At 38.8% G+C, this 23,638-nt stretch carries 19 protein-coding genes, 5 tRNA genes and 1 pseudogene; 23 read left to right on the forward strand and 2 right to left on the reverse strand.

The genetic code is table 11. The annotated features are described in order from the left end of the window. From HCU67_RS15765 to HCU67_RS15870, 22 genes are all read left to right on the forward strand, one after another. Window positions 1-1,026 carry a potassium channel family protein gene (locus tag HCU67_RS15765; protein ID WP_168553633.1) on the forward strand — a complete coding sequence of 342 codons (1,026 nt, stop codon included), beginning with the start codon at window positions 1-3 and terminating at the stop codon, window positions 1,024-1,026. Window positions 1,027-1,096: 70 nt separating this feature from the next. Continuing rightward, a complete protein-coding gene (locus HCU67_RS15770) occupies window positions 1,097-2,710 on the forward strand; it encodes an alanine/glycine:cation symporter family protein (RefSeq protein WP_168553634.1) in 1,614 nt (537 codons plus the stop codon). Window positions 2,711-2,726: 16 nt separating this feature from the next. Further along, window positions 2,727-3,584 (forward strand): ComEA family DNA-binding protein, encoded by an 858-nt coding sequence (locus tag HCU67_RS15775; protein ID WP_168553635.1) that lies wholly within the window; start codon window positions 2,727-2,729, stop codon window positions 3,582-3,584. Between the two features lie 9 nt (window positions 3,585-3,593). Further along, entirely contained in the window at window positions 3,594-4,799 is a 1,206-nt protein-coding gene (locus tag HCU67_RS15780) for an acyl-CoA dehydrogenase family protein (RefSeq protein WP_168553636.1), read from the forward strand. Window positions 4,800-4,873: 74 nt separating this feature from the next. Continuing rightward, window positions 4,874-5,068 carry a 30S ribosomal protein S21 gene (gene rpsU / locus HCU67_RS15785; protein WP_168553637.1) on the forward strand — a complete coding sequence of 65 codons (195 nt, stop codon included), beginning with the start codon at window positions 4,874-4,876 and terminating at the stop codon, window positions 5,066-5,068. Window positions 5,069-5,142: 74 nt separating this feature from the next. Further along, entirely contained in the window at window positions 5,143-6,033 is an 891-nt protein-coding gene (locus HCU67_RS15790; RefSeq protein ID WP_168553638.1) for a tyrosine-type recombinase/integrase, read from the forward strand. Window positions 6,034-6,085: 52 nt separating this feature from the next. Continuing rightward, window positions 6,086-6,388, forward strand: coding sequence for a ribosome hibernation-promoting factor, HPF/YfiA family (hpf, locus tag HCU67_RS15795; protein ID WP_168553639.1), 303 nt, complete (start codon window positions 6,086-6,088; stop codon window positions 6,386-6,388). Between the two features lie 101 nt (window positions 6,389-6,489). Next, a tRNA-Thr gene (locus HCU67_RS15800) sits at window positions 6,490-6,563 on the forward strand. Window positions 6,564-6,587: 24 nt separating this feature from the next. Further along, window positions 6,588-6,670, forward strand: a tRNA-Tyr gene (locus tag HCU67_RS15805). Window positions 6,671-6,740: 70 nt separating this feature from the next. Beyond that, a tRNA-Gly gene (locus HCU67_RS15810) sits at window positions 6,741-6,813 on the forward strand. Window positions 6,814-6,883: 70 nt separating this feature from the next. Continuing rightward, a tRNA-Thr gene (locus tag HCU67_RS15815) sits at window positions 6,884-6,955 on the forward strand. 50 nt (window positions 6,956-7,005) lie between these two features. After that, window positions 7,006-8,193: an elongation factor Tu gene (gene tuf, locus HCU67_RS15820; RefSeq protein WP_168553640.1), complete on the forward strand. Its 1,188-nt coding sequence runs from the start codon at window positions 7,006-7,008 to the stop codon at window positions 8,191-8,193. A gap of 63 nt (window positions 8,194-8,256) precedes the next feature. Then, window positions 8,257-8,332 (forward strand) — tRNA-Trp (locus HCU67_RS15825). Window positions 8,333-8,347: 15 nt separating this feature from the next. Continuing rightward, window positions 8,348-8,536: a preprotein translocase subunit SecE gene (secE, locus tag HCU67_RS15830; protein ID WP_168553743.1), complete on the forward strand. Its 189-nt coding sequence runs from the start codon at window positions 8,348-8,350 to the stop codon at window positions 8,534-8,536. Between the two features lies 1 nt (window position 8,537). After that, complete coding sequence (gene nusG / locus HCU67_RS15835; RefSeq protein WP_168553641.1) at window positions 8,538-9,089, forward strand: transcription termination/antitermination protein NusG; 552 nt, start codon at window positions 8,538-8,540, stop codon at window positions 9,087-9,089. Window positions 9,090-9,152: 63 nt separating this feature from the next. Then, window positions 9,153-9,590, forward strand: coding sequence for a 50S ribosomal protein L11 (gene rplK / locus HCU67_RS15840; protein ID WP_168553642.1), 438 nt, complete (start codon window positions 9,153-9,155; stop codon window positions 9,588-9,590). 18 nt (window positions 9,591-9,608) lie between these two features. Further along, complete coding sequence (rplA, locus tag HCU67_RS15845) at window positions 9,609-10,298, forward strand: 50S ribosomal protein L1 (RefSeq protein ID WP_168553643.1); 690 nt, start codon at window positions 9,609-9,611, stop codon at window positions 10,296-10,298. A gap of 26 nt (window positions 10,299-10,324) precedes the next feature. Beyond that, on the forward strand, window positions 10,325-10,840 hold the full coding sequence (rplJ, locus tag HCU67_RS15850) for a 50S ribosomal protein L10 (protein ID WP_168553644.1): 516 nt from the start codon (window positions 10,325-10,327) through the stop codon (window positions 10,838-10,840). Window positions 10,841-10,898: 58 nt separating this feature from the next. Then, the gene (rplL, locus tag HCU67_RS15855) at window positions 10,899-11,282 is read left to right on the forward strand and encodes a 50S ribosomal protein L7/L12 (protein WP_168553645.1); all 384 of its coding nucleotides are present in this window, start codon (window positions 10,899-10,901) and stop codon (window positions 11,280-11,282) included. 132 nt (window positions 11,283-11,414) lie between these two features. Further along, window positions 11,415-15,224, forward strand: coding sequence for a DNA-directed RNA polymerase subunit beta (gene rpoB, locus HCU67_RS15860; RefSeq protein WP_168553646.1), 3,810 nt, complete (start codon window positions 11,415-11,417; stop codon window positions 15,222-15,224). Between the two features lie 34 nt (window positions 15,225-15,258). After that, entirely contained in the window at window positions 15,259-19,557 is a 4,299-nt protein-coding gene (rpoC, locus tag HCU67_RS15865; protein WP_168553647.1) for a DNA-directed RNA polymerase subunit beta', read from the forward strand. Window positions 19,558-19,613: 56 nt separating this feature from the next. Continuing rightward, window positions 19,614-19,925 (forward strand): DUF3467 domain-containing protein, encoded by a 312-nt coding sequence (locus HCU67_RS15870; protein ID WP_168553648.1) that lies wholly within the window; start codon window positions 19,614-19,616, stop codon window positions 19,923-19,925. Between the two features lie 53 nt (window positions 19,926-19,978). Here the strand turns inward: HCU67_RS15870 and HCU67_RS15875 are convergent, their stop codons facing one another. Together HCU67_RS15875 and HCU67_RS15880 are read right to left on the reverse strand one after the other, a co-directional pair. After that, on the reverse strand, window positions 19,979-20,413 hold the full coding sequence (locus HCU67_RS15875) for a hypothetical protein (RefSeq protein WP_168553649.1): 435 nt from the start codon (window positions 20,411-20,413) through the stop codon (window positions 19,979-19,981). A 78-nt stretch (window positions 20,414-20,491) separates the two neighbouring features. Then, window positions 20,492-22,081: a peptide chain release factor 3 gene (locus tag HCU67_RS15880; RefSeq protein ID WP_168553650.1), complete on the reverse strand. Its 1,590-nt coding sequence runs from the start codon at window positions 22,079-22,081 to the stop codon at window positions 20,492-20,494. 326 nt (window positions 22,082-22,407) lie between these two features. Here HCU67_RS15880 and HCU67_RS15885 point away from each other — a divergent pair. After that, a pseudogene (locus HCU67_RS15885) lies at window positions 22,408-23,638 on the forward strand (hypothetical protein); the annotation flags it as partial.

Below are 23,638 nucleotides of genomic sequence, written 5' to 3' on the forward strand. Positions count from 1 at the left end.
ATGATTAGACTTTTCCGTTCACGAATTGCTTGGGCCATCTCATTGATGATTCTGGTATTGTTGCTGGGTGTGGTGGGGTATCGTTTCATTGCCGACTTTTCATGGGTAGAGGCTTTTTACATGACCATTATTACGGTTACCACAGTTGGCTTTTCTGAGGTTCGACCCTTGGATCAAAATGCACAGGTTTTCACCATATTTTTAATTGTATGTAGTGTTTTTATCTTTGGTTTTGCCATTTCCGTAGTAACGGAATACCTTTTAAGTAGAAATTCATTACAAACTTTAAAAAAGAAAAGGGTGAAACAAAAAATCGCTGCTTTGGAAAAGCATATTATCGTTTGTGGTTATGGCCGCAATGGGAGACAGGCAGCTGAGAAACTGAATGCCTATGATCGCCCCTTTGTTGTAATTGAAAAGGATAGGGAAATAATAGAGAATCATGAAGACGAAATTTTATTTGTCGAAGGTGATGTTAATGAAGACGAGGTATTGATAGAAGCTGGTATCGAAAATGCACAGTACTTAATTGCTGCCTTACCTGACGACGCCCTGAATTTATACGTGGTACTTTCCGCGAGACAATTGAATTCTAAATTGTTTATCATAAGCAGAGCATCACAAGCTACTTCCGTTAAGAAGCTACAGTTTGCCGGTGCCAATAAAGTAATAATGCCAGATAAAATAGGCGGCGACCATATGGCTGCACTTGTAGTAATGCCAGATTTGATAACCTTTATTAATCAACTTAGCACTGAAGGCGGGGATACAACAAACTTGGAGGAGGTTGAGATAAAAGATTTCAAAGACCAAATCGACTGTCAATCAATTCGTGATTTAGACCTAAGAAGAAAAACGGGTTGCACTATCATTGGTTATGTTAACCCGAACGGCGAATATATCATTAATCCAGAACCAGAGTTAAATTTAGAAGCGAGTGGTAAGGTTATCGTTTTGGGTAGGCCGGAACAGATACAGCGTCTCAACCAAATGTTCCGAATTGAGCAACAGTTAAATGCCGATTAAATTTGATAGCCCGATATTTTTTTAGGATATTGTCCGCTAACGATAAATTAACAAACCAAATTAACGAGTTATGAAGTACTGGCGTTTAGCAGTTTTAAGTTTTTTGTTACCCTTATTTTCTTTTGCTCAAGAGACTGAAGAAGTAGGGTTGGACCAAAAAATTGACCAAGCCTTTCAACCTATATCAGACTTTTTTAATAATGTAATCTTTTTTGAAATTGCTGGTACTCCATTTGTATTAATACTGCTTGTTGGTAGTGCATTATTCTTCACCTTATACTTTGGTTTTCCTAATATAAGACACTTCTGGACTGCCATAAATGTGGTTAGGGGAAAATATGACGATTTGGAATCACCTGAGGGTCATGGCGTTGAAAAAGCTGAAGTAAATGTAGTTGAAGGGGATTTGCCAGATACAATCCGTGATGAGAGTCAGGAAGGTGAAGTAAGCCATTTTCAAGCTTTGGCCACTGCAGTTTCAGGAACCGTAGGTAACGGTAATATCGCAGGTGTAGCTTTGGCAATTGCCTTAGGAGGTCCAGGAGCTACTTTTTGGATGATCGTATGTGGTCTTTTGGGTATGTCGACAAAATTTGTTGAATGTACGCTAGGAGTTCAATATAGAGATGTTGATGAGAATGGAACGGTCTATGGTGGACCAATGTATTATATAAGTAAAGGTTTAAAAGATAAAGGATTTAAGGTTCTCGGAAAGATTGCTGCAGCACTGTTTGCTGTTTTTTGCATTGGCGGTTCATTTGGTGGTGGTAATGCTGCACAATCGAACCAAGCAACAATTGTTGTTAAAGAGCTTTTTGGATGGGAAAGCACCATGGCCGGAACAATTATTGGCTTTGTGTTGGCCGTATTGGTCGCTATAATAATTATTGGTGGTATTAAAAGAATTGCTTCGGTCACAGAAAAAGTAGTGCCCTTTATGGCGTTGATGTATATTATTTGTTGCCTGTACATCATTTTTAGCAATTTTCCATTAATTGATGATGCCATTGGCTTAATAGTTAAAGAGGCCTTTAATCCTACTGCAATAGGGGTGGGTGGTGTTATTGGTGTATTACTTGTCGGATTTAGAAGGGCTGCTTTTTCGAATGAAGCAGGAGCTGGTTCGGCATCAATCGCGCACTCAGCTGTGAAAACAAAATACTCAGCTTCCGAAGGTTTGGTAGCTTTATTGGAGCCCTTTATCGATACCGTGGTAATTTGTACAATGACCGCTTTGGTAATCATTATATTCAATTTCGGTGGATATTTCGAGTATGGTGGTGATGGCAGTGGAGCTGTTTTGATTGAAGGTATTGCTTACGAAGGGGCTGGAATAACATCTAAGGCCTTTGGAGAATACATACCCTTTTCGAATGTTTTCTTAACGATAGCAGTAGTATTATTTGCGGTCTCAACTATGATTTCTTGGTCTTATTATGGTCTTCAATCATGGAAGTATTTATTCGGAAGAGGCAAGAAAACCGATTTAACCTATAAGTTACTTTTCTGTGTTTTTGTTATAATAGGTGCAGCAGCCAGCATGGATTCCATTTGGGCTTTTTCAGATGCGATGATATTTGCAATGGTATTCCCTAATATGGTAGGACTTTACTTTTTGTTCCCAATAGTTAAAGAGCAACTGAAACGCTACTTAGGGGCAATTAAGGCTGGTTCAGAAAAATAGATATTTTAATTAACTCATGAAACCCCACTTAAAGTTCGACAACCAAGAACGAAGTGGGATTTTCTTTTTGCTTCTTTTAATTATTATGTTAATTGGGGCATACTTCGGTTTGAAATTTTTTGCGCACAATCGAGAAAGTAGTTTCCGATTTGACGAAAAGACGCAATTGAAAATTGATAGTCTTAAAAGCGCTATTAATGAAAAGGATTCAACAAGAATTTTTCCTTTTAACCCCAATTACATATCAGATTACAAAGGGTATACCTTAGGCTTGTCCCCAGATGAAATCGACCGGCTCCATAGTTTTAGAGTACAAAAAAAGTTTGTGAACTCAGCCCAAGAGTTTCAAGAGGTCACAAGGGTTTCTGATTCTCTTTTAGGTACCATTTCGCCATATTTCAAGTTTCCTGATTGGGTTAATTCCAAGGATGAGAGAACAATAAAAAGGGTGGAAAAAGACTCTGAAATAAGCGTGGGCGTCAGTGATTTAAATTCAGCGACTATAAAAGACTTAAAAGAAATTAACGGTATTGGAGATGTCCTTTCAGCACGCATCGTAAAATTTAGAAATCGACTTGGTGGCTTTTTGGTTAACGAACAACTCTATGATGTTTATGGTTTGGAACGAGGGGTCGAAAATAAGGTTTTAAATAATTATAAAGTCCTTAATCCACCGAAGATTAAAAGAATAAATATCAATACTGCATCTGTTGAAGAATTATCAAGTTTAGTCTACATTTCACGAGAGCTTGCACAAAATATAGTGAGCTACCGAAATCGTCAGGGAAACTTCACAAATTTGGATGATTTGTTGAACATTTCCGGATATCCGCAAAACAAAAATGAGCGAATTAAGTTATATTTGAGTATCTAAAAAGTTGCGATGAGTAGCAGTTATTTTACTGAAGAACATCAGTTGTTTCGTGAAAGCCTTAGGGATTTCTTACAAAAAGAAGTAGCCCCAAACGTAGATAAGTGGGAGGAAGAAGGCAAAATAGAATCTGCCATATGGACGAAGATTGGTGAAATGGGTTATTTTGGTCTTGCTACGCCTGAAGAATATGATGGGTTAGGATTGGATTTATTTTACACAACAATCTTTTTGGAAGAAATGCAGCGTATCAATTCTGGTGGATTTGCTGCGGCGATGTGGGCACATGCATACTTGGCAATGACTCACCTCAATAAGAATGCAAATCACCAACAGAAGCTAAAATACCTTGTGCCAAGCGTTCATGGAAGAAAAATAGGTTGTCTGGGTGTCACAGAACCTTTTGGTGGGAGTGATGTTGCTGGAATGCGCACTACGGCAGTAAAAAAAGAGGACGTTTACGTTATCAATGGTTCGAAAACTTTCATCACTAATGGAGTTTACGGTGATTACATAATTTTGGCTGCAAAAACAGATGTTTCTGCCGGTAATAAAGGAATTTCATTATTTATAGTTGACCGCGATGCAGAAGGTGTTTCGGCGAATAAACTTAACAAATTGGGGTGGCGAGCTTCAGATACCGCAGAATTAGCTTTTGACAATGTTCAAGTTCCTGAAGAGAACTTAATCGGTTTAGAAGGTCAAGGCTTCACCTTTATTATGGAAGCATTTGCCCTTGAACGATTGGTTATGGGAATTAATGCCCATGCAAGAGCGGAATTTGCCTTGGAATATGCACTGCAATACATGGCAGAACGAGAAGCTTTTGGTAAGTCAATAAATCAATTTCAAGCTTTAAGACATAAATATGTTGAATTATTTGCAGAGGTAGAGGTTTGCAAAGAGTATAATTATGCTGTAGTTGGCAAACTAGATAGGGGAGAATATGCGGTTAAAGAGGCAACAATATCAAAATTGAAATCTACCAAGGTCGCAGATGAAGTAATTTACGGCTGTTTACAATTTTTGGGAGGTTATGGTTATATAGAAGACTATCCAATGGCTCGAATGCTTCGAGATAGCAGATTAGGTCCAATTGGTGGTGGAACTTCAGAAATTCTAAAAGAAATAATAGCCAAAATTGTTATTGACAAAAAAGAATATCGAGCACCGCTAAAGAATGCCCCAGAAAAAGATTTGAAAATAAGTGTTTCCTAAATCGGATTCATTTGTATATTTGCAGCCCGATTACACAATCGGAAAAAAATTTTAAAGAAAGGAGGTTGTAGCCAATGTTAATAATACCAGTAAAAGAAGGAGAAAATATCGATAGGGCACTAAAGCGTTTTAAGCGAAAGTTCGATAGAACAGGAAAAATGCGTGCACTTCGTTCAAGACAACAATTTACTAAGCCTTCTGTGAAAAGAAGGGCAGAAATTCAAAAGGCCCAATACATTCAGAGGCTTCGTGACAACGAAGAACAATAGGCACAGGTCCTAAAAGAATAGATCTCCCGTTTTGATAGCCTCAGGACGGGTTTTTTATTTCCATACATTTGGGTATGCATTTAAGTGCTTTCAAAGAATATCTCCTTCAAGAAAAGAACTATTCCCTGCACACCGTTAAGGCGTATACCGAGGATATTGAAGTATTTCAAGCTTTTTGTCAAGAAGAATTGAGGGAGAATGAAATTGAAATTATTGAATATCAATCTATAAGAAGTTGGATTATCAACTTATCAAATGCCGGAATTTCAAACCGGAGCATCAACAGAAAGGTTTCTTCACTAAAGGCCTTTTACAATTTTCTTTTAAAAGTTGAAAAAATTAAAAATTCTCCTTTGGCCAAACACAAAAGCCTAAGGGTTGATAAAAAAGTTTTGGTTCCGCTCTCAAGGCCAGAAATGGAAAATCTATTAAATAAGATTGATTTTGAAGATAGCTTTGAAGGAATTAGAAATAAGCTGATTATAGAACTTTTGTATTCCACTGGTATTAGAAGGGCCGAACTTATAGGCTTAAAAATAAATGCCATTAGTTTAGAGAGTGGCACTTTAAAGGTTTTGGGCAAGCGTAACAAAGAACGGATAATTCCTATTCTACCACAATTACGAAACTTAATAAGAGTTTACCTGAACAAAAGAAAAGAACTTGAACATATTGTTGATAATGATTTTCTTTTATTAAAAACATCAGGTCATCAACTTTACGAAACTCTTGTTTATCGTATTATAAATAAGTATCTTAGTAAGGTTTCCTCAAAGGTTAAGAAGAGTCCGCATGTTCTTCGACATTCATTCGCGACCCACCTTCTTAACAATGGGGCTGATCTTAACGCAGTTAAAGAACTTTTAGGGCATTCAAGTTTAGCATCTACGCAGGTTTACACCCATAATAATATTGCTGAGCTGAAAAAAATACATTTAAAGGCCCATCCAAGAAATAAGGAGTAAATCTCCTTGTATGTTTAACCATCCGCCAAAAGCGGACCTAAAATCTGAATCTATGAAGGTAAATGCGCAATCGGTAAATTTTGTGGCTGACAGAAAGTTGATGGATTTTATCCAAAACAGAATGGATAAACTAGATTTATTCTATGACAAGGTCATTAGTGCTGACGTTTATTTAAAGGTTGAAAACACTAGTGAAAAAGAAAACAAAATTGTAGAAATTAAAGTGCATGTACCCAAGGATAGTTTTATTGTAAAAAAGCAATGCAAATCTTTTGAGGAGGCGGTTGATTCCGCATGTAATTCATTAGAAAGAAAACTGGTCAAAAGAAAGCAAAAACAAAGGGCTTACGTCTAATCAAAATTTTTTTCTAATTTTTTTGAATAAACAAATAAAACGCTACATTTGCAGTCCGTTAGAAATAACGGGCTTTTTTTTGTGATAAAATGCTGAGAAATGCCGATATAGCTCAGCTGGCTAGAGCAGCTGATTTGTAATCAGCAGGTCGTGGGTTCGAGTCCCTCTATCGGCTCGTAATTTATTGAAAATCAAGGGAGGGGAGATACTCAAGCGGCCAACGAGGACAGACTGTAAATCTGTTGGTTTTTACCTTCGCAGGTTCGAATCCTGCTCTCCCCACTTAATTTTCACAAAAAACAGTAATTCGACGTAATACATCGAATTTTTTGAAATATTGACTAATAATAATGCGGGAGTAGCTCAGTTGGTAGAGCGTCAGCCTTCCAAGCTGAATGTCGCCGGTTCGAACCCGGTCTCCCGCTCAAAAGAGTGACAAAGTTGTGAATGCAACTAATCTCTTCCTTTAATAAGGATGTAGATTGAACACTTTACGCCGACGTAGCTCAGGGGTAGAGCGTTTCCTTGGTAAGGAAGAGGTCACGGGTTCAATTCCCGTCGTTGGCTCGATAGATTAAGACACTAATATTAAATACTAAGATTAAAATCATTTTAAAATGGCAAAGGAAACTTTTGATCGTTCCAAACCGCACTTAAATATTGGTACTATTGGACACGTAGATCATGGTAAAACTACATTGACTGCTGCTATTACTACTGTATTAGCGAACGCAGGTTTGTCAGAGCTAAGAAGCTTTGACTCTATTGACAATGCTCCTGAAGAGAAAGAAAGGGGTATTACCATCAACACATCTCACGTTGAGTATCAGACGGCAAACCGTCACTATGCTCACGTTGATTGTCCTGGTCACGCCGATTACGTTAAGAACATGGTGACTGGTGCTGCTCAAATGGACGGTGCCATTTTGGTTGTTGCTGCAACAGATGGCCCAATGCCACAAACTAGAGAGCACATCCTTCTTGGTCGTCAGGTAGGTATTCCGCGTATCGTTGTTTTCATGAACAAGGTGGATATGGTTGATGATGAAGAGCTTTTGGAACTAGTTGAGATGGAAATCAGAGAATTACTTTCTTTCTACGAATACGATGGTGACAACGGTCCTGTAATCGCAGGTTCTGCTCTTGGTGCATTGAATGGTGAGCAAAAGTGGGTAGACACTGTTATGGAATTGATGGCTGCTGTTGATGAGTGGATTGAGCTTCCAAAGCGTGATGTTGACAAAGACTTTTTGATGCCAGTTGAAGACGTTTTCACTATTACTGGTCGTGGTACTGTGGCAACAGGACGTATCGAAACAGGTATTGCCAATACTGGTGATGCTGTAGATATCATTGGTATGGGTGCTGAGAAATTAGCTTCTACTATTACTGGTGTGGAGATGTTCCGTAAGATTTTGGATAGAGGTGAAGCTGGTGATAATGTAGGTATTCTTTTGAGAGGTATTGAGAAATCAGACATCAAAAGAGGTATGGTTATTTGTAAGCCAGGTTCTGTTAAACCACACGCTAAGTTCAAAGCTGAGGTTTATATCTTGAAAAAAGAAGAAGGTGGTCGTCACACTCCATTCCACAACAACTACCGTCCTCAGTTCTACGTTCGTACAACTGATGTAACAGGTAACATTAACTTACCTGACGGAGTTGAAATGGTAATGCCAGGTGATAACTTGACCATTACTGTTGATTTGATTCAGCCTATCGCATTGAGCGTTGGTCTACGTTTCGCTATCCGTGAAGGTGGTAGAACTGTAGGTGCTGGTCAGGTTACTGAAATTTTAGATTAAGATTTATTACAAATATTTTATACTGAGGGTGTTCCACGATGTGGAATACCTTTCAGTGTAAATACGGGTGTAGCTCAGTTGGTAGAGCACTGGTCTCCAAAACCAGGTGTCGGGAGTTCGAGTCTCTCCTCCCGTGCCAGAAAAGGAAATTGATATGTTGACTTACGTTAAGGAATCTTGGGAAGAATTGAAAAATAACGTTACCTGGTTGAACAGGGAACAAGCCTCCAATCTTATGGTTGTTGTTGCTGTATTCTCAATTCTTTTCGCGCTGGCCACATGGGGTGTGGATACCGCATTCAGTGAGTTAATTACGTTGTACTTTGAAAATGTGATAGGATAGGATGGCTGAGGTTTTAGAGAAAAAATGGTATGTAGTTCGCGCAGTAAGCGGACAGGAGAATAAAATTAAAGGATACATAGAATCAGAAGTTGAAAGAGCTGGTTTTGGTGATTATCTGGAAGACGTTCTGGTTCCTACGGAAAAAGTAGTTCAAATCCGTAACGGGAAGAAAATTAATAAAGAGCGTACCTATTTTCCTGGCTATATCATGATTAAGGCCAACCTTGGTGGTGAAATGGTTCACATTATCAAGTCAATTACAAATGTTATCGGGTTTCTCGGAGAAACCAAAGGAGGGGATCCTGTTCCTTTGAGAAAAGCAGAAGTTAATCGTATGCTTGGTAAGGTTGACGAGTTGGCTGTGAATACCGATAATGTTGCGATACCTTTCGTATTGGGTGAAACTGTGAAAGTTATCGATGGACCGTTCAATGGTTTTAATGGAACTGTTGAAAAAATAAATGAAGAAAAGCGTAAGCTTGAGGTAATGGTGAAAATTTTCGGAAGAAAAACACCGTTGGAATTGAGCTATATGCAAGTAGAAAAAGTATAAGAGCTGTTACATATAATAATTGTGTTGCTTCCAATTAACACAATTGAAATTTAATTTTTAAAAATGGCAAAAGAAGTAGATAAGGTTGTAAAACTACAAGTTAGGGGAGGTGCTGCGAATCCGTCGCCACCGGTTGGACCCGCCTTAGGTGCTGCAGGTGTCAACATTATGGAGTTCTGCAAGCAGTTTAATGCTCGTACGCAGGACAAACAAGGCAAGGTATTGCCAGTTGTCATCACTGTTTACAAAGACAAATCATTTGAATTTGTTGTAAAAACACCGCCGGCGGCCGTTCAATTGATGGAAGCAGCGAAGATTAAAAAAGGATCAGGAGAACCTAACAGAGCAAAATCAGGTACCGTAACTTGGGATCAAGTTAAGACTATTGCCGAAGACAAAATGGTTGACCTAAATGCGTTCACTGTAGAGTCTGCAATGAGTATGGTAGCTGGTACAGCGCGTTCAATGGGATTGAAAGTAGCTGGAGCTAAACCTTTTTAAATCGAAAAGCAATTTAGAATGGCAAAATTGACAAAAAAGCAAAAAGAGGCACAAGCTAAAATTGAAAAGGACAAGTTGTATTCCGTTCAAGAGGCTTCCTCTTTGGTCAAAGAAATAACCAATGTAAAATTTGATGCTACTGTTGACTTAGCTGTGCGTTTGGGAGTTGATCCTCGTAAAGCTAATCAAATGGTTCGAGGCGTTGTTACTCTGCCGCACGGTACGGGTAAGGAGGTCAAAGTTCTAGCGTTGGTGACTCCTGATAAGGAAGCTGAAGCGAAAGAAGCTGGTGCTGACTTTGTTGGATTAGATGAATTTTTAGATAAAATCAAGGGCGGTTGGACAGATGTTGACGTTATTGTCACAATGCCAAGTGTAATGGGTAAATTAGGTCCTCTTGGTAGAATATTGGGCCCACGAGGTTTAATGCCGAACCCTAAAACCGGAACTGTAACCATGGACGTTGGTAAAGCAGTAGCTGACGTTAAAGGTGGTAAAATTGATTTCAAGGTTGACAAAACAGGTATTGTTCATGCTGCAATAGGTAAAGTTTCCTTTACTGCAGATAAAATAGCGGACAATGCAAAAGAATTATTGGATACTTTGAACAAATTGAAGCCCGCGGCTGCAAAAGGTGTTTACATGAAAAGTGTATACATGAGCAGTACCATGAGTCCTAGTGTTCAACTTGACCCTAAAGCAGTTTAATAACCGAGTAGCTTAATTCTATAACAATGACAAGAGAAGAAAAAGCAACAGTAATTGAAGACTTGACTGCTCAGTTAGCAGAGACACCGACAATTTATTTAACGGATATCTCTGGTTTGGATGCCGGAACCACCTCTGATTTGAGAAGAGCATGTTTTAAGGCAAACATTAAACTTTCAGTAGTGAAGAATACTTTGCTTGCAAAAGCAATGGAAGCTTCAGATAAGGAGTTTGGTGAGTTATCGAATGTTTTAAAAGGCAACACTTCATTGATGTTGACTGAAACGGGTAATGCACCAGCAAAACTTATCAAGAATTTCAGAAAAAAATCAGATAAACCTCTTCTTAAAGGGGCCTTCATCGAAGAGTCGGTTTATGTCGGCGATGAAAACCTTGAGGCTTTGGTTAATATCAAGTCGAAAGAAGAATTGTTAGGTGAGATTGTAACATTATTGCAATCGCCTGCTAAGAACGTTATTTCTGGACTTAAGTCTGGAGGTGGTAAATTGGCTGGCATCCTACAAACTTTATCTGAGCGATAAAACGTACGCACTTATTACTAATTATATTTTTTACAAAAACGAATTAAAACGATAGAAAATGGCAGATTTGAAAGATTTTGCAGAACAGTTGGTTAACCTTACAGTAAAAGAGGTAAATGAATTGGCCGACATTTTAAAAGAAGAATATGGTATTGAGCCTGCAGCTGCTGCTGTAGCCGTTGCCGGACCTGCTGCTGGCGGTGGTGAAGGTGGTGATGCTGGTGAGGAAAAATCAGAATTTGATGTAATCCTTAAATCAGCTGGAGCTTCTAAATTGGCAGTTGTTAAATTGGTGAAAGAATTAACAGGTCTTGGTTTGAAAGATGCTAAGGAAATTGTTGATAGCGCACCAAAAGCAATTAAAGAAGCAGTTTCTAAAGATGAAGCTGAAGGAATCAAAAATTCCTTAGAAGAAGCAGGAGCAGAAGTTGAGCTTAAATAAAAGCAATAACAAATACAATTAGGTTAAGGTCTTTCCGCCGTACTGGTGGTTAGACCTTAGCCTGTTTTTTAGACTAGCGTATTAAGAGGTACGCAACCCATTTTGAGAATTCACTATTAAACTTGTCCATAGATGTTCACAAATCAGACTGAAAGAGTAAATTTTGCATCCGCTAAGAACATACCGGATTACCCGGATTTCTTGGACATTCAGATTAAATCTTTTCAAGACTTTTTTCAACTTGAGACAAAATCTGACGAAAGAGGCAACGAAGGTCTTTACAACACCTTCATGGAGAACTTTCCAATCACAGATACCAGAAACCAGTTTGTACTAGAGTTTTTGGATTATTTTATCGATCCACCGAGATATTCCATTCAAGAATGTATTGAGCGGGGATTGACTTACAGCGTTCCTTTAAAGGCACGTTTGAAATTGTATTGTACAGACCCAGAACATGAAGATTTTGAGACAATCGTTCAGGATGTGTATTTGGGTACGATTCCATATATGACCCCAAGCGGAACATTTGTAATCAATGGTGCTGAACGTGTTGTTGTTTCTCAATTGCACCGTTCACCTGGGGTTTTCTTTGGGCAGTCTTTCCATGCTAACGGTACAAAACTTTATTCAGCAAGGGTTATTCCATTTAAAGGATCATGGATTGAATTTGCTACGGATATCAACTCTGTAATGTATGCTTACATTGACAGAAAGAAAAAATTACCAGTTACTACGCTTTTCCGTGCGATAGGGTATGAGCGAGATAAAGATATTTTAGAAATCTTTGATTTGTCTGAAGAAATCAAAGTTACCAAAGCTGGACTTAAAAAAGTATTAGGCCGAAAGCTCGCAGCTCGTGTTTTGAATACATGGCATGAGGATTTTGTGGATGAGGATACGGGCGAGGTGGTTTCTATCGAACGTAATGAAATTGTTCTTGACAGGGATACTGTTTTAGAAAAAGAGCATATTGATGAAATAATAGATGCTGATGTAAAGACAATCCTTCTTCATAAGGAAAACAACGCACAGTCTGATTATGCTATTATTCATAATACGTTACAAAAAGATCCTACCAACTCTGAAAAAGAGGCGGTAGAGCATATCTATAGACAATTGCGTAATGCTGAACCACCAGATGAGGAAACGGCAAGAGGTATTATTGACAAGTTGTTTTTCTCTGATCAACGTTACAGCCTAGGTGAAGTTGGTCGATATAGAATGAATAAGAAATTGGGTCTTGATATCGAAATGGACAAAGAGGTTTTGACCAAGCAAGATATCATTACTATCATCAAATATTTGATTGAGTTAATTAACTCAAAAGCGGAGATTGATGATATTGATCACTTATCAAACCGACGTGTTAGAACGGTTGGTGAGCAATTGTCGCAACAATTCGGTGTAGGTCTTGCCCGTATGGCGAGGACGATTCGTGAGCGTATGAACGTACGTGATAACGAGGTATTTACGCCAATTGATTTGATTAATGCAAAGACCTTGTCTTCGGTTATTAATTCTTTCTTTGGTACAAACCAGTTATCTCAGTTCATGGACCAAACAAACCCATTGGCTGAGATTACACATAAAAGAAGACTTTCTGCATTAGGTCCTGGTGGTCTTTCTAGGGAGCGTGCTGGATTCGAGGTTCGTGACGTTCACTACACACACTACGGAAGGTTATGTCCGATTGAGACTCCTGAAGGTCCAAATATTGGTTTGATTTCTTCACTTGGTGTTTTTGCCAAAGTGAATCAAATGGGCTTCTTGGAAACTCCTTACAGAAAGGTAGATAATGGAAAGGTGAATGTGGATGAGCATATTTACCTAAGTGCAGAAGAGGAAGAAGGAATGAAAATTGCCCAGGCAAATATTCCTTTGAAGAAAGATGGTGCAATTGACCAAGATAAGGTGATAGCTCGTGAAGAAGGTGATTTCCCAGTTGTTGACCCGTCAGAGGTAAACTACACGGATGTTGCACCGAATCAAATTGCTTCTATTTCGGCTTCATTGATTCCATTCTTGGAGCATGATGATGCGAACAGAGCGTTGATGGGGTCAAACATGATGCGTCAGGCGGTACCATTGTTAAGACCAAATTCTCCAATTGTGGGTACTGGTCTTGAAAGACAGGTTGCAACTGATTCCCGAGTCTTGATAAATGCAGAGGATGATGGTGTTGTAGACTATGTTGATTCACAAAAAATCACCATTAAATATACCCGAACGGAGGAAGAGAAATTGGTAAGTTTTGAAGAAGATTTCAAAACGTATGGGTTAATCAAATTCCGGAAAACAAACCAAGGTACAAGTATCAACTTGAAACCTATTGTTAAGAAAGGTGACAAGGTTAAAAAGGGACAGGTACTTTGTGAGGGCTATGCAACTCAAAAAGGGGAATTGGCGCTAGGTCAAAACATGAAAGTTGCATTCATGCCATGGAAAGGTTACAACTTTGAGGATGCGATTGTAATTTCTGAAAAGGTGGTGCGTGAAGATATATTCACCTCAATTCACATTGACGAGTACTCTCTTGAAGTTCGTGATACCAAATTAGGTGCAGAAGAATTAACAAACGATATACCCAATGTTTCTGAAGAAGCCACCAAGGATTTGGATGAAAATGGTATGATTCGAATAGGTGCCGAAGTAAAACCTGGTGACATTTTGATTGGTAAGATTACTCCAAAAGGAGAGTCAGACCCAACACCAGAAGAAAAACTACTTCGTGCAATCTTTGGCGATAAAGCAGGTGACGTTAAAGATGCTTCTTTAAAAGCTTCCCCATCGTTGAGAGGTGTTGTAATTGATAAGAAGTTGTTCTCACGTTCTATTAAAGACAAGAGAAAACGTTCAGAAGACAAGGAAGCCATTTCTAAATTGGAATTGGAATACGAAGTTAAATTCCAACAGCTAAAAGACGTCTTGGTTGAAAAGTTATCAAGTTTAGTTAATGGGAAGACTTCTCAAGGAGTACAAAATGATTTAGGTGAAGAGGTTTTACCAAAAGGTAAAAAGTATACAGCTAAGATGTTGAATTCAGTTGATGATTTCGCTCACCTCGTTAGCGGTACTTGGACAACTGATGACAAGACCAATGCAATGGTTAATGACCTATTGCACAACTATAAAATCAAGCTGAATGACCTTCAAGGTAATTTGAGAAGGGATAAGTTCACGATTTCTGTTGGTGATGAGTTACCTGCAGGAATCATGAAGTTGGCTAAAGTTTACATTGCTAAAAAACGTAAGCTAAAAGTTGGTGATAAGATGGCTGGTCGTCACGGTAACAAAGGTATCGTTGCACGAATTGTTCGTCAAGAAGACATGCCTTTCTTAGAAGACGGAACTCCGGTTGACATTGTATTGAATCCGTTGGGTGTACCTTCTCGTATGAACATTGGTCAGATTTATGAAACCGTATTAGGCTGGGCAGGTCAGAAATTGGATAAGAAATTTGCAACTCCAATTTTCGATGGTGCTTCAATGGAAGAAATCGAAAAATTCACTGAAGAAGCAGGTGTACCTCAATTTGGACACACCTATTTATATGACGGTGGAACCGGTGAACGATTTGATCAAGCTGCAACGGTTGGTATTATCTACATGTTGAAATTAGGTCACATGGTTGATGACAAGATGCACGCTAGATCAATCGGACCATACTCTTTGATTACACAACAGCCATTAGGTGGTAAGGCCCAGTTTGGTGGTCAACGTTTTGGAGAGATGGAAGTTTGGGCATTGGAGGCTTATGGGGCCTCATCCACACTTCGTGAGATTTTAACGGTTAAATCCGATGACGTAATTGGTCGTGCCAAAACTTACGAGTCTATCGTGAAAGGTGAGACCATGCCAGAACCTGGCTTGCCAGAATCTTTCAATGTATTGATGCACGAACTGAAAGGTTTGGGTCTTGATATCAGATTGGAAGAATAAATTTTATAGAGAACAGTAATATCGTATTAGCATCATGGCTAGAACAAAAGATAATAACACACAAAAAAGGTTTAATAAAATTTCTATAGGCTTGTCTTCTCCAGAAGCAATTTTGGCAGAGTCAAGAGGGGAAGTTTTAAAGCCTGAGACTATAAACTATCGTACGCATAAGCCAGAACGTGATGGTTTGTTCTGCGAACGAATCTTCGGCCCCGTAAAAGATTACGAATGTGCTTGTGGAAAATACAAGCGTATTCGCTACCGAGGTATCGTTTGTGACCGATGTGGTGTAGAAGTAACTGAGAAGAAAGTTCGTCGCGATAGGGTAGGGCATATCAACTTGGTGGTACCTGTAGCACATATCTGGTACTTCCGTTCATTGCCAAACAAAATAGGATACCTTTTAGGATTGCCTTCCAAGAAATTGGATATGATTATTTACTACGAACGTTATGTAGTTATCCAGCCAGGTATTGCCAAAGGCCCTGAAGGTGAAGAAATCAATAAAATGGATTTCTTGACCGAGGAGGAGTATTTGAACATTTTAGATTCGATTCCTGCTGAGAATCAGTATTTGGAAGATACTGACCCAAATAAGTTTATCGCAAAAATGGGTGCAGAATGTCTTATTGAGTTATTGTCTCGAATTGATTTGGAGCAACTTTCATACGAATTAAGGCACAAAGCAAATACTGAAACTTCTAAGCAACGTAAGACTGAAGCATTAAAGAGACTTCAAGTTGTTGAAGCTTTGAGGGAATCACAAGATAATCGAGAGAATCGTCCTGAATGGATGATTATGAAGGTTATTCCGGTTATTCCACCAGAATTGCGTCCTTTGGTACCATTGGATGGTGGTCGTTTCGCTACCTCCGATTTGAATGATTTATATCGTCGTGTAATCATCCGTAACAATCGTTTAAAACGATTGATGGAAATTAAAGCACCTGAGGTAATCCTTCGAAATGAAAAAAGGATGCTTCAAGAAGCTGTTGATTCATTGTTTGATAACACCAGAAAAGCTTCTGCTGTTAAAACAGAATCAAACAGACCTTTGAAATCACTTTCAGATTCCTTGAAGGGTAAGCAAGGTCGTTTCCGTCAAAACTTATTGGGTAAGCGTGTTGACTATTCTGCACGTTCTGTAATCGTCGTTGGTCCAGAAATGAACCTTTACGAATGCGGTTTACCAAAAGATATGGCTGCTGAGCTATACAAGCCTTTTATAATCAGAAAGTTGATTGAAAGAGGTATTGTGAAAACAGTAAAATCTGCCAAAAAAATAATTGATAAGAAAGAGCCGGTTGTTTGGGATATTTTAGAAAATGTTTTAAAAGGACATCCAGTTCTTTTGAACCGTGCCCCCACACTTCACCGTTTAGGTATTCAGGCTTTTCAACCTAAATTAATTGAAGGTAAGGCGATTCGTTTGCACCCATTGGCATGTACTGCATTTAATGCGGATTTTGATGGTGACCAAATGGCGGTGCATTTACCTTTAGGTCCAGAAGCAATTTTGGAAGCACAATTATTGATGTTGGCTTCACAAAACATTTTGAATCCAGCAAATGGTTCTCCAATTGCAGTACCTTCTCAGGATATGGTTTTGGGTCTTTATTATATGACCAAAAAACGTGTTTCTGATGATACGATTACTGTAAAGGGTGAAGGAACAACATTCTATTCTCCTGAAGAAGTCGTTATTGCCTTCAATGAGAAAAAGGTTGACCTAAACGCAGGAATTAAAGTACGTACAAAGGACTTTAACGAAGAAGGTGAGTTGGTGAATCAGATTATTGATACAACTGTTGGCAGGGTATTGTTCAATGAACATGTTCCTGAAGAGGCAGGTTTCATTAATCAAGTATTGACCAAAAAGGCCTTACGTAATATTATCGGAGATATTTTAGCAGTAACTGATGTTCCTAGAACTGCTGCTTTCTTAGATAAGATTAAAACTATGGGTTACCAGTTTGCCTTTAAAGGTGGATTGTCCTTCAGTTTGGGTGATATTATCATTCCGAAAGAGAAAATTGAAATGATTGAAGAGGCCAATGGTCAAGTAGATGGTATTATGGCCAACTACAACATGGGTCTTATCACCAATAATGAGCGTTACAATCAAGTAATTGATGTTTGGACTTCTACGAATGCCATGTTGACTGAATTGGCAATGAAGCGAATTCGTGAGGACCAACAGGGATTCAACTCGGTATATATGATGTTGGATTCAGGAGCAAGGGGTTCTAAAGAACAAATTCGTCAGTTAACGGGTATGCGTGGTTTGATGGCAAAGCCTAAAAAATCAACTGCCGGTGGTGGAGAAATTATTGAAAATCCAATTCTTTCGAACTTTAAGGAAGGACTTTCAATTTTGGAGTACTTTATTTCAACGCACGGTGCACGTAAAGGTCTTGCAGATACGGCATTAAAGACTGCAGATGCAGGATACTTGACGCGTCGATTGGTTGATGTATCTCAAGATGTTATCATCAATATTGAAGATTGTGGCACGTTACGAGGAATCGAAGTAGAACCATTACGTAAGAATGAAGAGATTGTTGAATCTCTGGGAGAAAGAATCTTAGGACGTGTTTCTTTAAACGATGTTTACAATCCAGTAACTGAAGAGCTTTTAATCAGTGCAGGTCAAGAAATCACTGAGAAAGAAGCGGCTAAAGTTGATGCCTCGCCTATTGAAATGATTGAGGTTCGTTCACCGTTGACTTGTGAGGCCCCTAAAGGTATTTGTGCGAAATGTTACGGTAGAAACTTAGCTACCAACAAGATGGTTCAACGAGGTGAGGCTGTTGGTGTAGTTGCTGCACAGTCCATTGGAGAACCTGGTACTCAGTTGACATTGCGTACATTCCACGTGGGTGGTATTGCTGGTAACATTTCTGAGGAGAATAAACTTGAGGCCAAGTTTGATGGTGTAGCGGAAATTGAAGATTTACGCTTAGTAAAGGGAGAAAATAGCGAAGGAGAGAAATCAGAAATCGTTATTTCAAGGACTTCAGAAGTTAAGATTGTTGATGAGAAAACAGGTATCACCTTAAGTACCAATAATATTCCTTACGGTTCTCAGCTATTTATTAAGAATGGTGCAAAAATCAAAAAAGGCGATGTTATTTGTCAGTGGGATCCATATAATGGTGTAATTGTTTCAGAATTCACTGGGCAAATCGCTTATGAGAATATTGAACAAGGTATTACTTATCAAGTAGAAATTGATGAACAAACTGGTTTCCAAGAAAAGGTAATTTCTGAATCAAGAAACAAGAAGTTAATACCTACACTTTTAATTAAGGATGGAAAAGGAGAGACTTTACGTTCATACAACTTACCTGTAGGTTCGCATATAATGGTCGATGATGGTGAGAAAATTAAAGAAGGTAAAATCTTGGTTAAGATTCCACGTAAGTCTGCAAAAGCAGGTGATATTACTGGTGGTCTTCCAAGGGTTACCGAACTTTTTGAAGCGCGTAACCCATCGAACCCAGCTGTAGTTTCTGAAATTGATGGTGTGGTTTCTTTTGGTAAAATCAAGCGTGGTAACCGTGAAATTATCATTGAATCGAAATTGGGTGAAATCAAGAAATACTTGGTGAAACTATCAAATCAGATTTTGGTTCAAGAGAACGATTATGTACGTGCTGGTATGCCACTTTCTGATGGGTCAATTACTCCTGAAGATATCTTGGCAATCAAAGGACCATCTGCTGTTCAACAGTATTTGGTGAATGAAGTTCAAGAAGTTTATCGCTTGCAAGGGGTAAAAATCAATGACAAGCATTTCGAAGTTGTTGTGCGACAGATGATGCGAAAAGTTCGTATTGAAGATGCTGGTGATACTATTTTCTTAGAGAATCAATTGGTTCACAAGGATGATTTCATCCGTGAAAATGATGAGATTTTCGGTCAGAAAGTTGTTGAAGACGCAGGCGATTCTGAGAACTTGAAAGCTGGACAAATTGTTTCAGCCCGTGCATTACGTGATGAAAATTCATTGTTGAAACGTGCAGATAAGAATCTGGTGGAAGCAAGGGATGCAGTTCCAGCTACCGCGACTCCAATACTTCAAGGTATTACTAGAGCTTCACTACAAACAAAATCGTTCATTTCTGCAGCGTCGTTCCAAGAAACGACCAAAGTATTGAACGAGGCTGCTGTAAGTGGTAAGGTTGATACCTTAGAAGGATTGAAGGAAAATGTAATTGTTGGACACAAAATTCCGGCTGGTACAGGTATGCGTGACTATGATAGCATCATTGTTGGCTCTAAAGAAGAGTACGATGAAATCATGGCTCGAAAAGAGGAATTTAAATTTTAAAAGGATAAGCCCTGACTTCTGTCAGGGTTTTCTTTTTCTCATAACAAATCTTTACGATGGCAGAAAACAATAAAAAACCAAAATCCATAAATATTGAGTTGGATGAAAAAACCGCTGAGGGAACCTATTCCAACTTGGCAATCATTAATCATTCGGTATCTGAATTTGTGGTTGATTTTATCAGTATGATGCCGGGAGCTCCCAAGGCTAAGGTGAAAAGTAGAATAGTTTTAACACCACAACACGCCAAGAAGTTTCTCAAAGCATTAAATGATAATGTGCAGCGTTTCGAAAAGGCCCATGGTACCATTAAAGATTATGAACAACCTCCTATACCTTTGAATTTCGGCCCAACAGGAGAAGCATAAATTAAAAACCCTGACCATTTGGTCAGGGTTTTTGTTTGAATTTTAAATCGGTATTACGAAAGCCAACCCTTTTCTATTCCTTGTTTGGCAAAAAAGATTTCATAAGCTCCAAAAAGGACAACTAAAATTGGCATCACATAAACTTCAGCTCCGTAAACATCTGGAGAATTGGTCATGAATAACCAGTGTACGAATTGGGCAATTGCGGCAATTAGAGAAATAATGAAAACAGGTCGCGCCCATTTTTTTCTGAGTACAAGGGCAATAGAAGCTAAGGTTCCTCCGAATACGGCGATTGCAAAGCAAGCGGTTACCCAAGCTGGACGCCCTTCATAAAGTTCGCGCATTTCTTGGGTCATTGCTTCCAATTGTTCAATACTGATGTAGGCATCCATGAGATAAGAAGCTACGCCCACTAGATTCCAAAGAAGTGCTAATACACTTACTACCCAAAACCAAACAGGTGGTTTTACTGTTGATGATGACATAAAGTTTGTTTTATTGGTTATTCTTAGAAAAGTACAAAAAATTCCAAACAAACATTTAGTCAATTCATTAACAACGAATTAAGTATCTTTTTCTGATGTGAATCGGAGTTTCACCGAGGGGTATTTTTGCTGCGTCATCTGCAATGAAAAGGCAGAATCCGACAAAAAGACCAATTGTCCTGATTTATCCCTGGCCAGGTACTTTTGTTTGACTCTATTAAATTCAGAAAACTCCTCATTATCAGCTTCAGGTTCTACCCAACAGGCCTTATGTACCGGAAGGTTTTCATAGGTGCATTTAGCACCATATTCATGTTCCAATCGATATTGAATAACTTCATATTGTAATGCCCCTACGGTACCAATTACCTTTCTGCCATTAAGTTCTAAGGTAAAAAGCTGTGCAACACCTTCATCCATCAATTGATCTATACCCTTGTTCAGCTGCTTTGCCTTCATGGGGTCAGCATTGTTGATATATCTAAAATGTTCTGGAGAAAAACTCGGTATTCCTCGGTATTGTAATTTTTCACCACTTGTTAAGGTGTCTCCGATTTTAAAATTCCCGGTATCATGTAGACCAACAATATCCCCAGGAAACGAGGTGTCTACAATTTCTTTTTTCTCAGCAAAAAAAGCATTCGGACTCGAAAATTTTAGTTTTTTGTCGTGTCGAACATGTAGGTAGGGTTTATTGCGTTCAAATTTCCCCGAAACAATTTTTACAAAGGCCAAACGGTCGCGGTGTTTGGGATCCATATTGGCATGAATTTTAAATACAAAACCCGAAAAGTCTGTTTCATTGGGTTCTACAAGACGTTCTTCGGCTTTTTTAGCTCGAGGGTCAGGTGCAATTTCAATAAAGCAATCCAATAGTTCCCTAACACCAAAATTATTTAGTGCAGAACCAAAAAAAACAGGCTGCAAGTCACCACTCAAGTAAGCTTCCTTTTCAAATGGAGGATAAACACCATCTACAAGCTCAAGGTTTTCCCTTAGCGAGTCAGCAGCATCCTCACCGATAATTTTTTCTAGTTCAGAACTGCTTACGTCATCAAAGGCAATTGTTTCTTCAATATTTTGTTTACTATTTCCTGAAAATAGATTGATGTTTTTCTCGTAAATATTGTAAATCCCTTTAAAATCATACCCCATTCCTATAGGAAAGCTCAATGGTGTTACCGAAAGGCCAAGTTTTTGTTCCACTTCATCCAATAAATCAAATGCATCTTTTCCTTCTCGGTCAAGCTTATTTATGAATACTATCATAGGAATATTACGCATCCTACAGACTTCAACCAATTTTTCAGTCTGCTCTTCAACACCTTTAGCAACATCGATAACAACGATGACACTATCAACTGCTGTTAAAGTTCTAAAAGTGTCCTCGGCAAAATCTTTGTGGCCTGGTGTATCAAGAATGTTTATTTTTTTATCCTTATAAATAAAGGCAAGAACGGAGGTGGCCACAGATATTCCCCTTTGGCGCTCAATCTCCATAAAATCACTAGTAGCTGATTTTTTGATCTTATTGCTCTTTACTGCCCCAGCTTCTTGAATAGCTCCCCCAAATAACAACAACTTTTCCGTTAACGTGGTTTTACCTGCATCTGGGTGCGAGATAATACCAAAAGTTCGTCGCCTTTTGATTTCTTGTTCAAATGTCATTCAAAAAATTTGGGCAAAACTACCCAAAAATAAACGGTTAGCGAACAATATTGAATACACTTTTAAGTTATACCAATTGGTTTGCAAAATGTACAATTTTCATTACGAAAGACGCAGTATTGGGGGTATTTCACCGAAGATATTATGTAATTTGAGGATTTTGTCGTCTTTTTGTGACATATTCAACGTAAATGTGTCGAATATTGATGTCAATTAGGTCGAGCACCTAAAAGAAAATTTAACTTTGCATCAGCATATAGTGTAGAACCCCAAATCTACCCAACCTGACCGCTTTGCCGAGGTATTTATATTTTAAACGTGAGTTTATGACTTATACCAAAGGTTTGCGCTTTTTCTTTATTTTACTCTTTTCACTTTTGTTTGTAACAGTAGTGTTCCCTCGTGCAGAGCTTGGAATTTCTATTGAATTTGAATTAACAGACGATTACGATAATGATGGTGTGTTTGACGACCATGATATCGATATTGACGGTGATGGAATTACCAATGATGATGAAGATAGAAATGAAGACAATGATAATTGTTATTGGACTAATCCATCAGACACAGATTCTGATGGTGTTCCTGATTATCTGGATTTGGATTCTGATAATGATGGGATTCTTGACAATAGGGAGGCACAAAATTTCCATACTTACGTTGCTCCTTCTGGTATAGACTTAAATAAGAACGGACTGGATGATGTTTATGAAAGCAATAATCCAATTGGAATAAGACCTGACGATAGTATAGACCAAGATGGTTTACCTAATCAGTTAGACATCGATAGTGATAAAGATGGAATACCGGATAATGTTGAAGCTCAAACAACTGCTGGCTATATTCCGCCTAATAATGATGATGCTCATACCTACGTACTAAATAAAGGGGTTAATTCTGCCTACATTGGAGGATTGTTACCAGTAAATACAGATGGCGCCCCTGACAAGCCAGATTATTTAGATTCTGACAGTGACAATGATTTGGTCCCTGATTACAACGAAGGAAGTGATTTCGATTTCGATGGTCTTCCTGATAAGAACTTTTTGGGTGTAGATTCAGACGGTGATGGTCTTGATGATGGCTATGAGGGAAGCGATGTTAATGATGGTTTTGATGTTAATGACGAAATAAATAACCCTTCTTCTGATTTGCCAGATACTGATGGTACAGAAGATGTCAACTATCGCGATATTGATGATGATGGAGATGGTATCGACACCCCAGATGAGGATGCTGATGGTAATGGAGACCCGACCAACGATGATACCGATGGTGATGGTACACCAGACTACCTTGATCCGACCGATGACCGTGAGGATACCGATGGAGATGGGGTGCCTGACGAGGTTGATATTGATGATGATAATGACGGACTTTTAGACACAGTAGAAGGAAATGGCGCATTGGATGCAGATGGGGACGGCCGTGCAGATAGCTTGGATATCGACAGCGACAACGACGGAATCCCTGACAATGTAGAGGGGCAGCCAACCGATGGTTATGTTCCACCAAGTGGCAATGATAGTGACAATGACGGTCTTGACGACGCCTATG

The organism is Croceivirga thetidis, from assembly GCF_012272815.1.
Taxonomy (GTDB): domain Bacteria; phylum Bacteroidota; class Bacteroidia; order Flavobacteriales; family Flavobacteriaceae; genus Croceivirga; species Croceivirga thetidis.

What these genes read in the sequence shown, in the direction of transcription:
- HCU67_RS15765 (WP_168553633.1), top strand. Translation starts at nt 1, where the DNA reads ATGATTAGACTTTTCCGTTCACGAATTGCTTGGGCCATCTCATTGATG.
- HCU67_RS15770 (WP_168553634.1), top strand. Translation starts at nt 1,097, where the DNA reads ATGAAGTACTGGCGTTTAGCAGTTTTAAGTTTTTTGTTACCCTTATTT.
- HCU67_RS15775 (WP_168553635.1), top strand. Translation starts at nt 2,727, where the DNA reads ATGAAACCCCACTTAAAGTTCGACAACCAAGAACGAAGTGGGATTTTC.
- HCU67_RS15780 (WP_168553636.1), top strand. Translation starts at nt 3,594, where the DNA reads ATGAGTAGCAGTTATTTTACTGAAGAACATCAGTTGTTTCGTGAAAGC.
- rpsU (WP_168553637.1), top strand. Translation starts at nt 4,874, where the DNA reads ATGTTAATAATACCAGTAAAAGAAGGAGAAAATATCGATAGGGCACTA.
- HCU67_RS15790 (WP_168553638.1), top strand. Translation starts at nt 5,143, where the DNA reads ATGCATTTAAGTGCTTTCAAAGAATATCTCCTTCAAGAAAAGAACTAT.
- hpf (WP_168553639.1), top strand. Translation starts at nt 6,086, where the DNA reads ATGAAGGTAAATGCGCAATCGGTAAATTTTGTGGCTGACAGAAAGTTG.
- tuf (WP_168553640.1), top strand. Translation starts at nt 7,006, where the DNA reads ATGGCAAAGGAAACTTTTGATCGTTCCAAACCGCACTTAAATATTGGT.
- secE (WP_168553743.1), top strand. Translation starts at nt 8,348, where the DNA reads ATGTTGACTTACGTTAAGGAATCTTGGGAAGAATTGAAAAATAACGTT.
- nusG (WP_168553641.1), top strand. Translation starts at nt 8,538, where the DNA reads ATGGCTGAGGTTTTAGAGAAAAAATGGTATGTAGTTCGCGCAGTAAGC.
- rplK (WP_168553642.1), top strand. Translation starts at nt 9,153, where the DNA reads ATGGCAAAAGAAGTAGATAAGGTTGTAAAACTACAAGTTAGGGGAGGT.
- rplA (WP_168553643.1), top strand. Translation starts at nt 9,609, where the DNA reads ATGGCAAAATTGACAAAAAAGCAAAAAGAGGCACAAGCTAAAATTGAA.
- rplJ (WP_168553644.1), top strand. Translation starts at nt 10,325, where the DNA reads ATGACAAGAGAAGAAAAAGCAACAGTAATTGAAGACTTGACTGCTCAG.
- rplL (WP_168553645.1), top strand. Translation starts at nt 10,899, where the DNA reads ATGGCAGATTTGAAAGATTTTGCAGAACAGTTGGTTAACCTTACAGTA.
- rpoB (WP_168553646.1), top strand. Translation starts at nt 11,415, where the DNA reads ATGTTCACAAATCAGACTGAAAGAGTAAATTTTGCATCCGCTAAGAAC.
- rpoC (WP_168553647.1), top strand. Translation starts at nt 15,259, where the DNA reads ATGGCTAGAACAAAAGATAATAACACACAAAAAAGGTTTAATAAAATT.
- HCU67_RS15870 (WP_168553648.1), top strand. Translation starts at nt 19,614, where the DNA reads ATGGCAGAAAACAATAAAAAACCAAAATCCATAAATATTGAGTTGGAT.
- HCU67_RS15875 (WP_168553649.1), bottom strand. Translation starts at nt 20,413, where the DNA reads ATGTCATCATCAACAGTAAAACCACCTGTTTGGTTTTGGGTAGTAAGT.
- HCU67_RS15880 (WP_168553650.1), bottom strand. Translation starts at nt 22,081, where the DNA reads ATGACATTTGAACAAGAAATCAAAAGGCGACGAACTTTTGGTATTATC.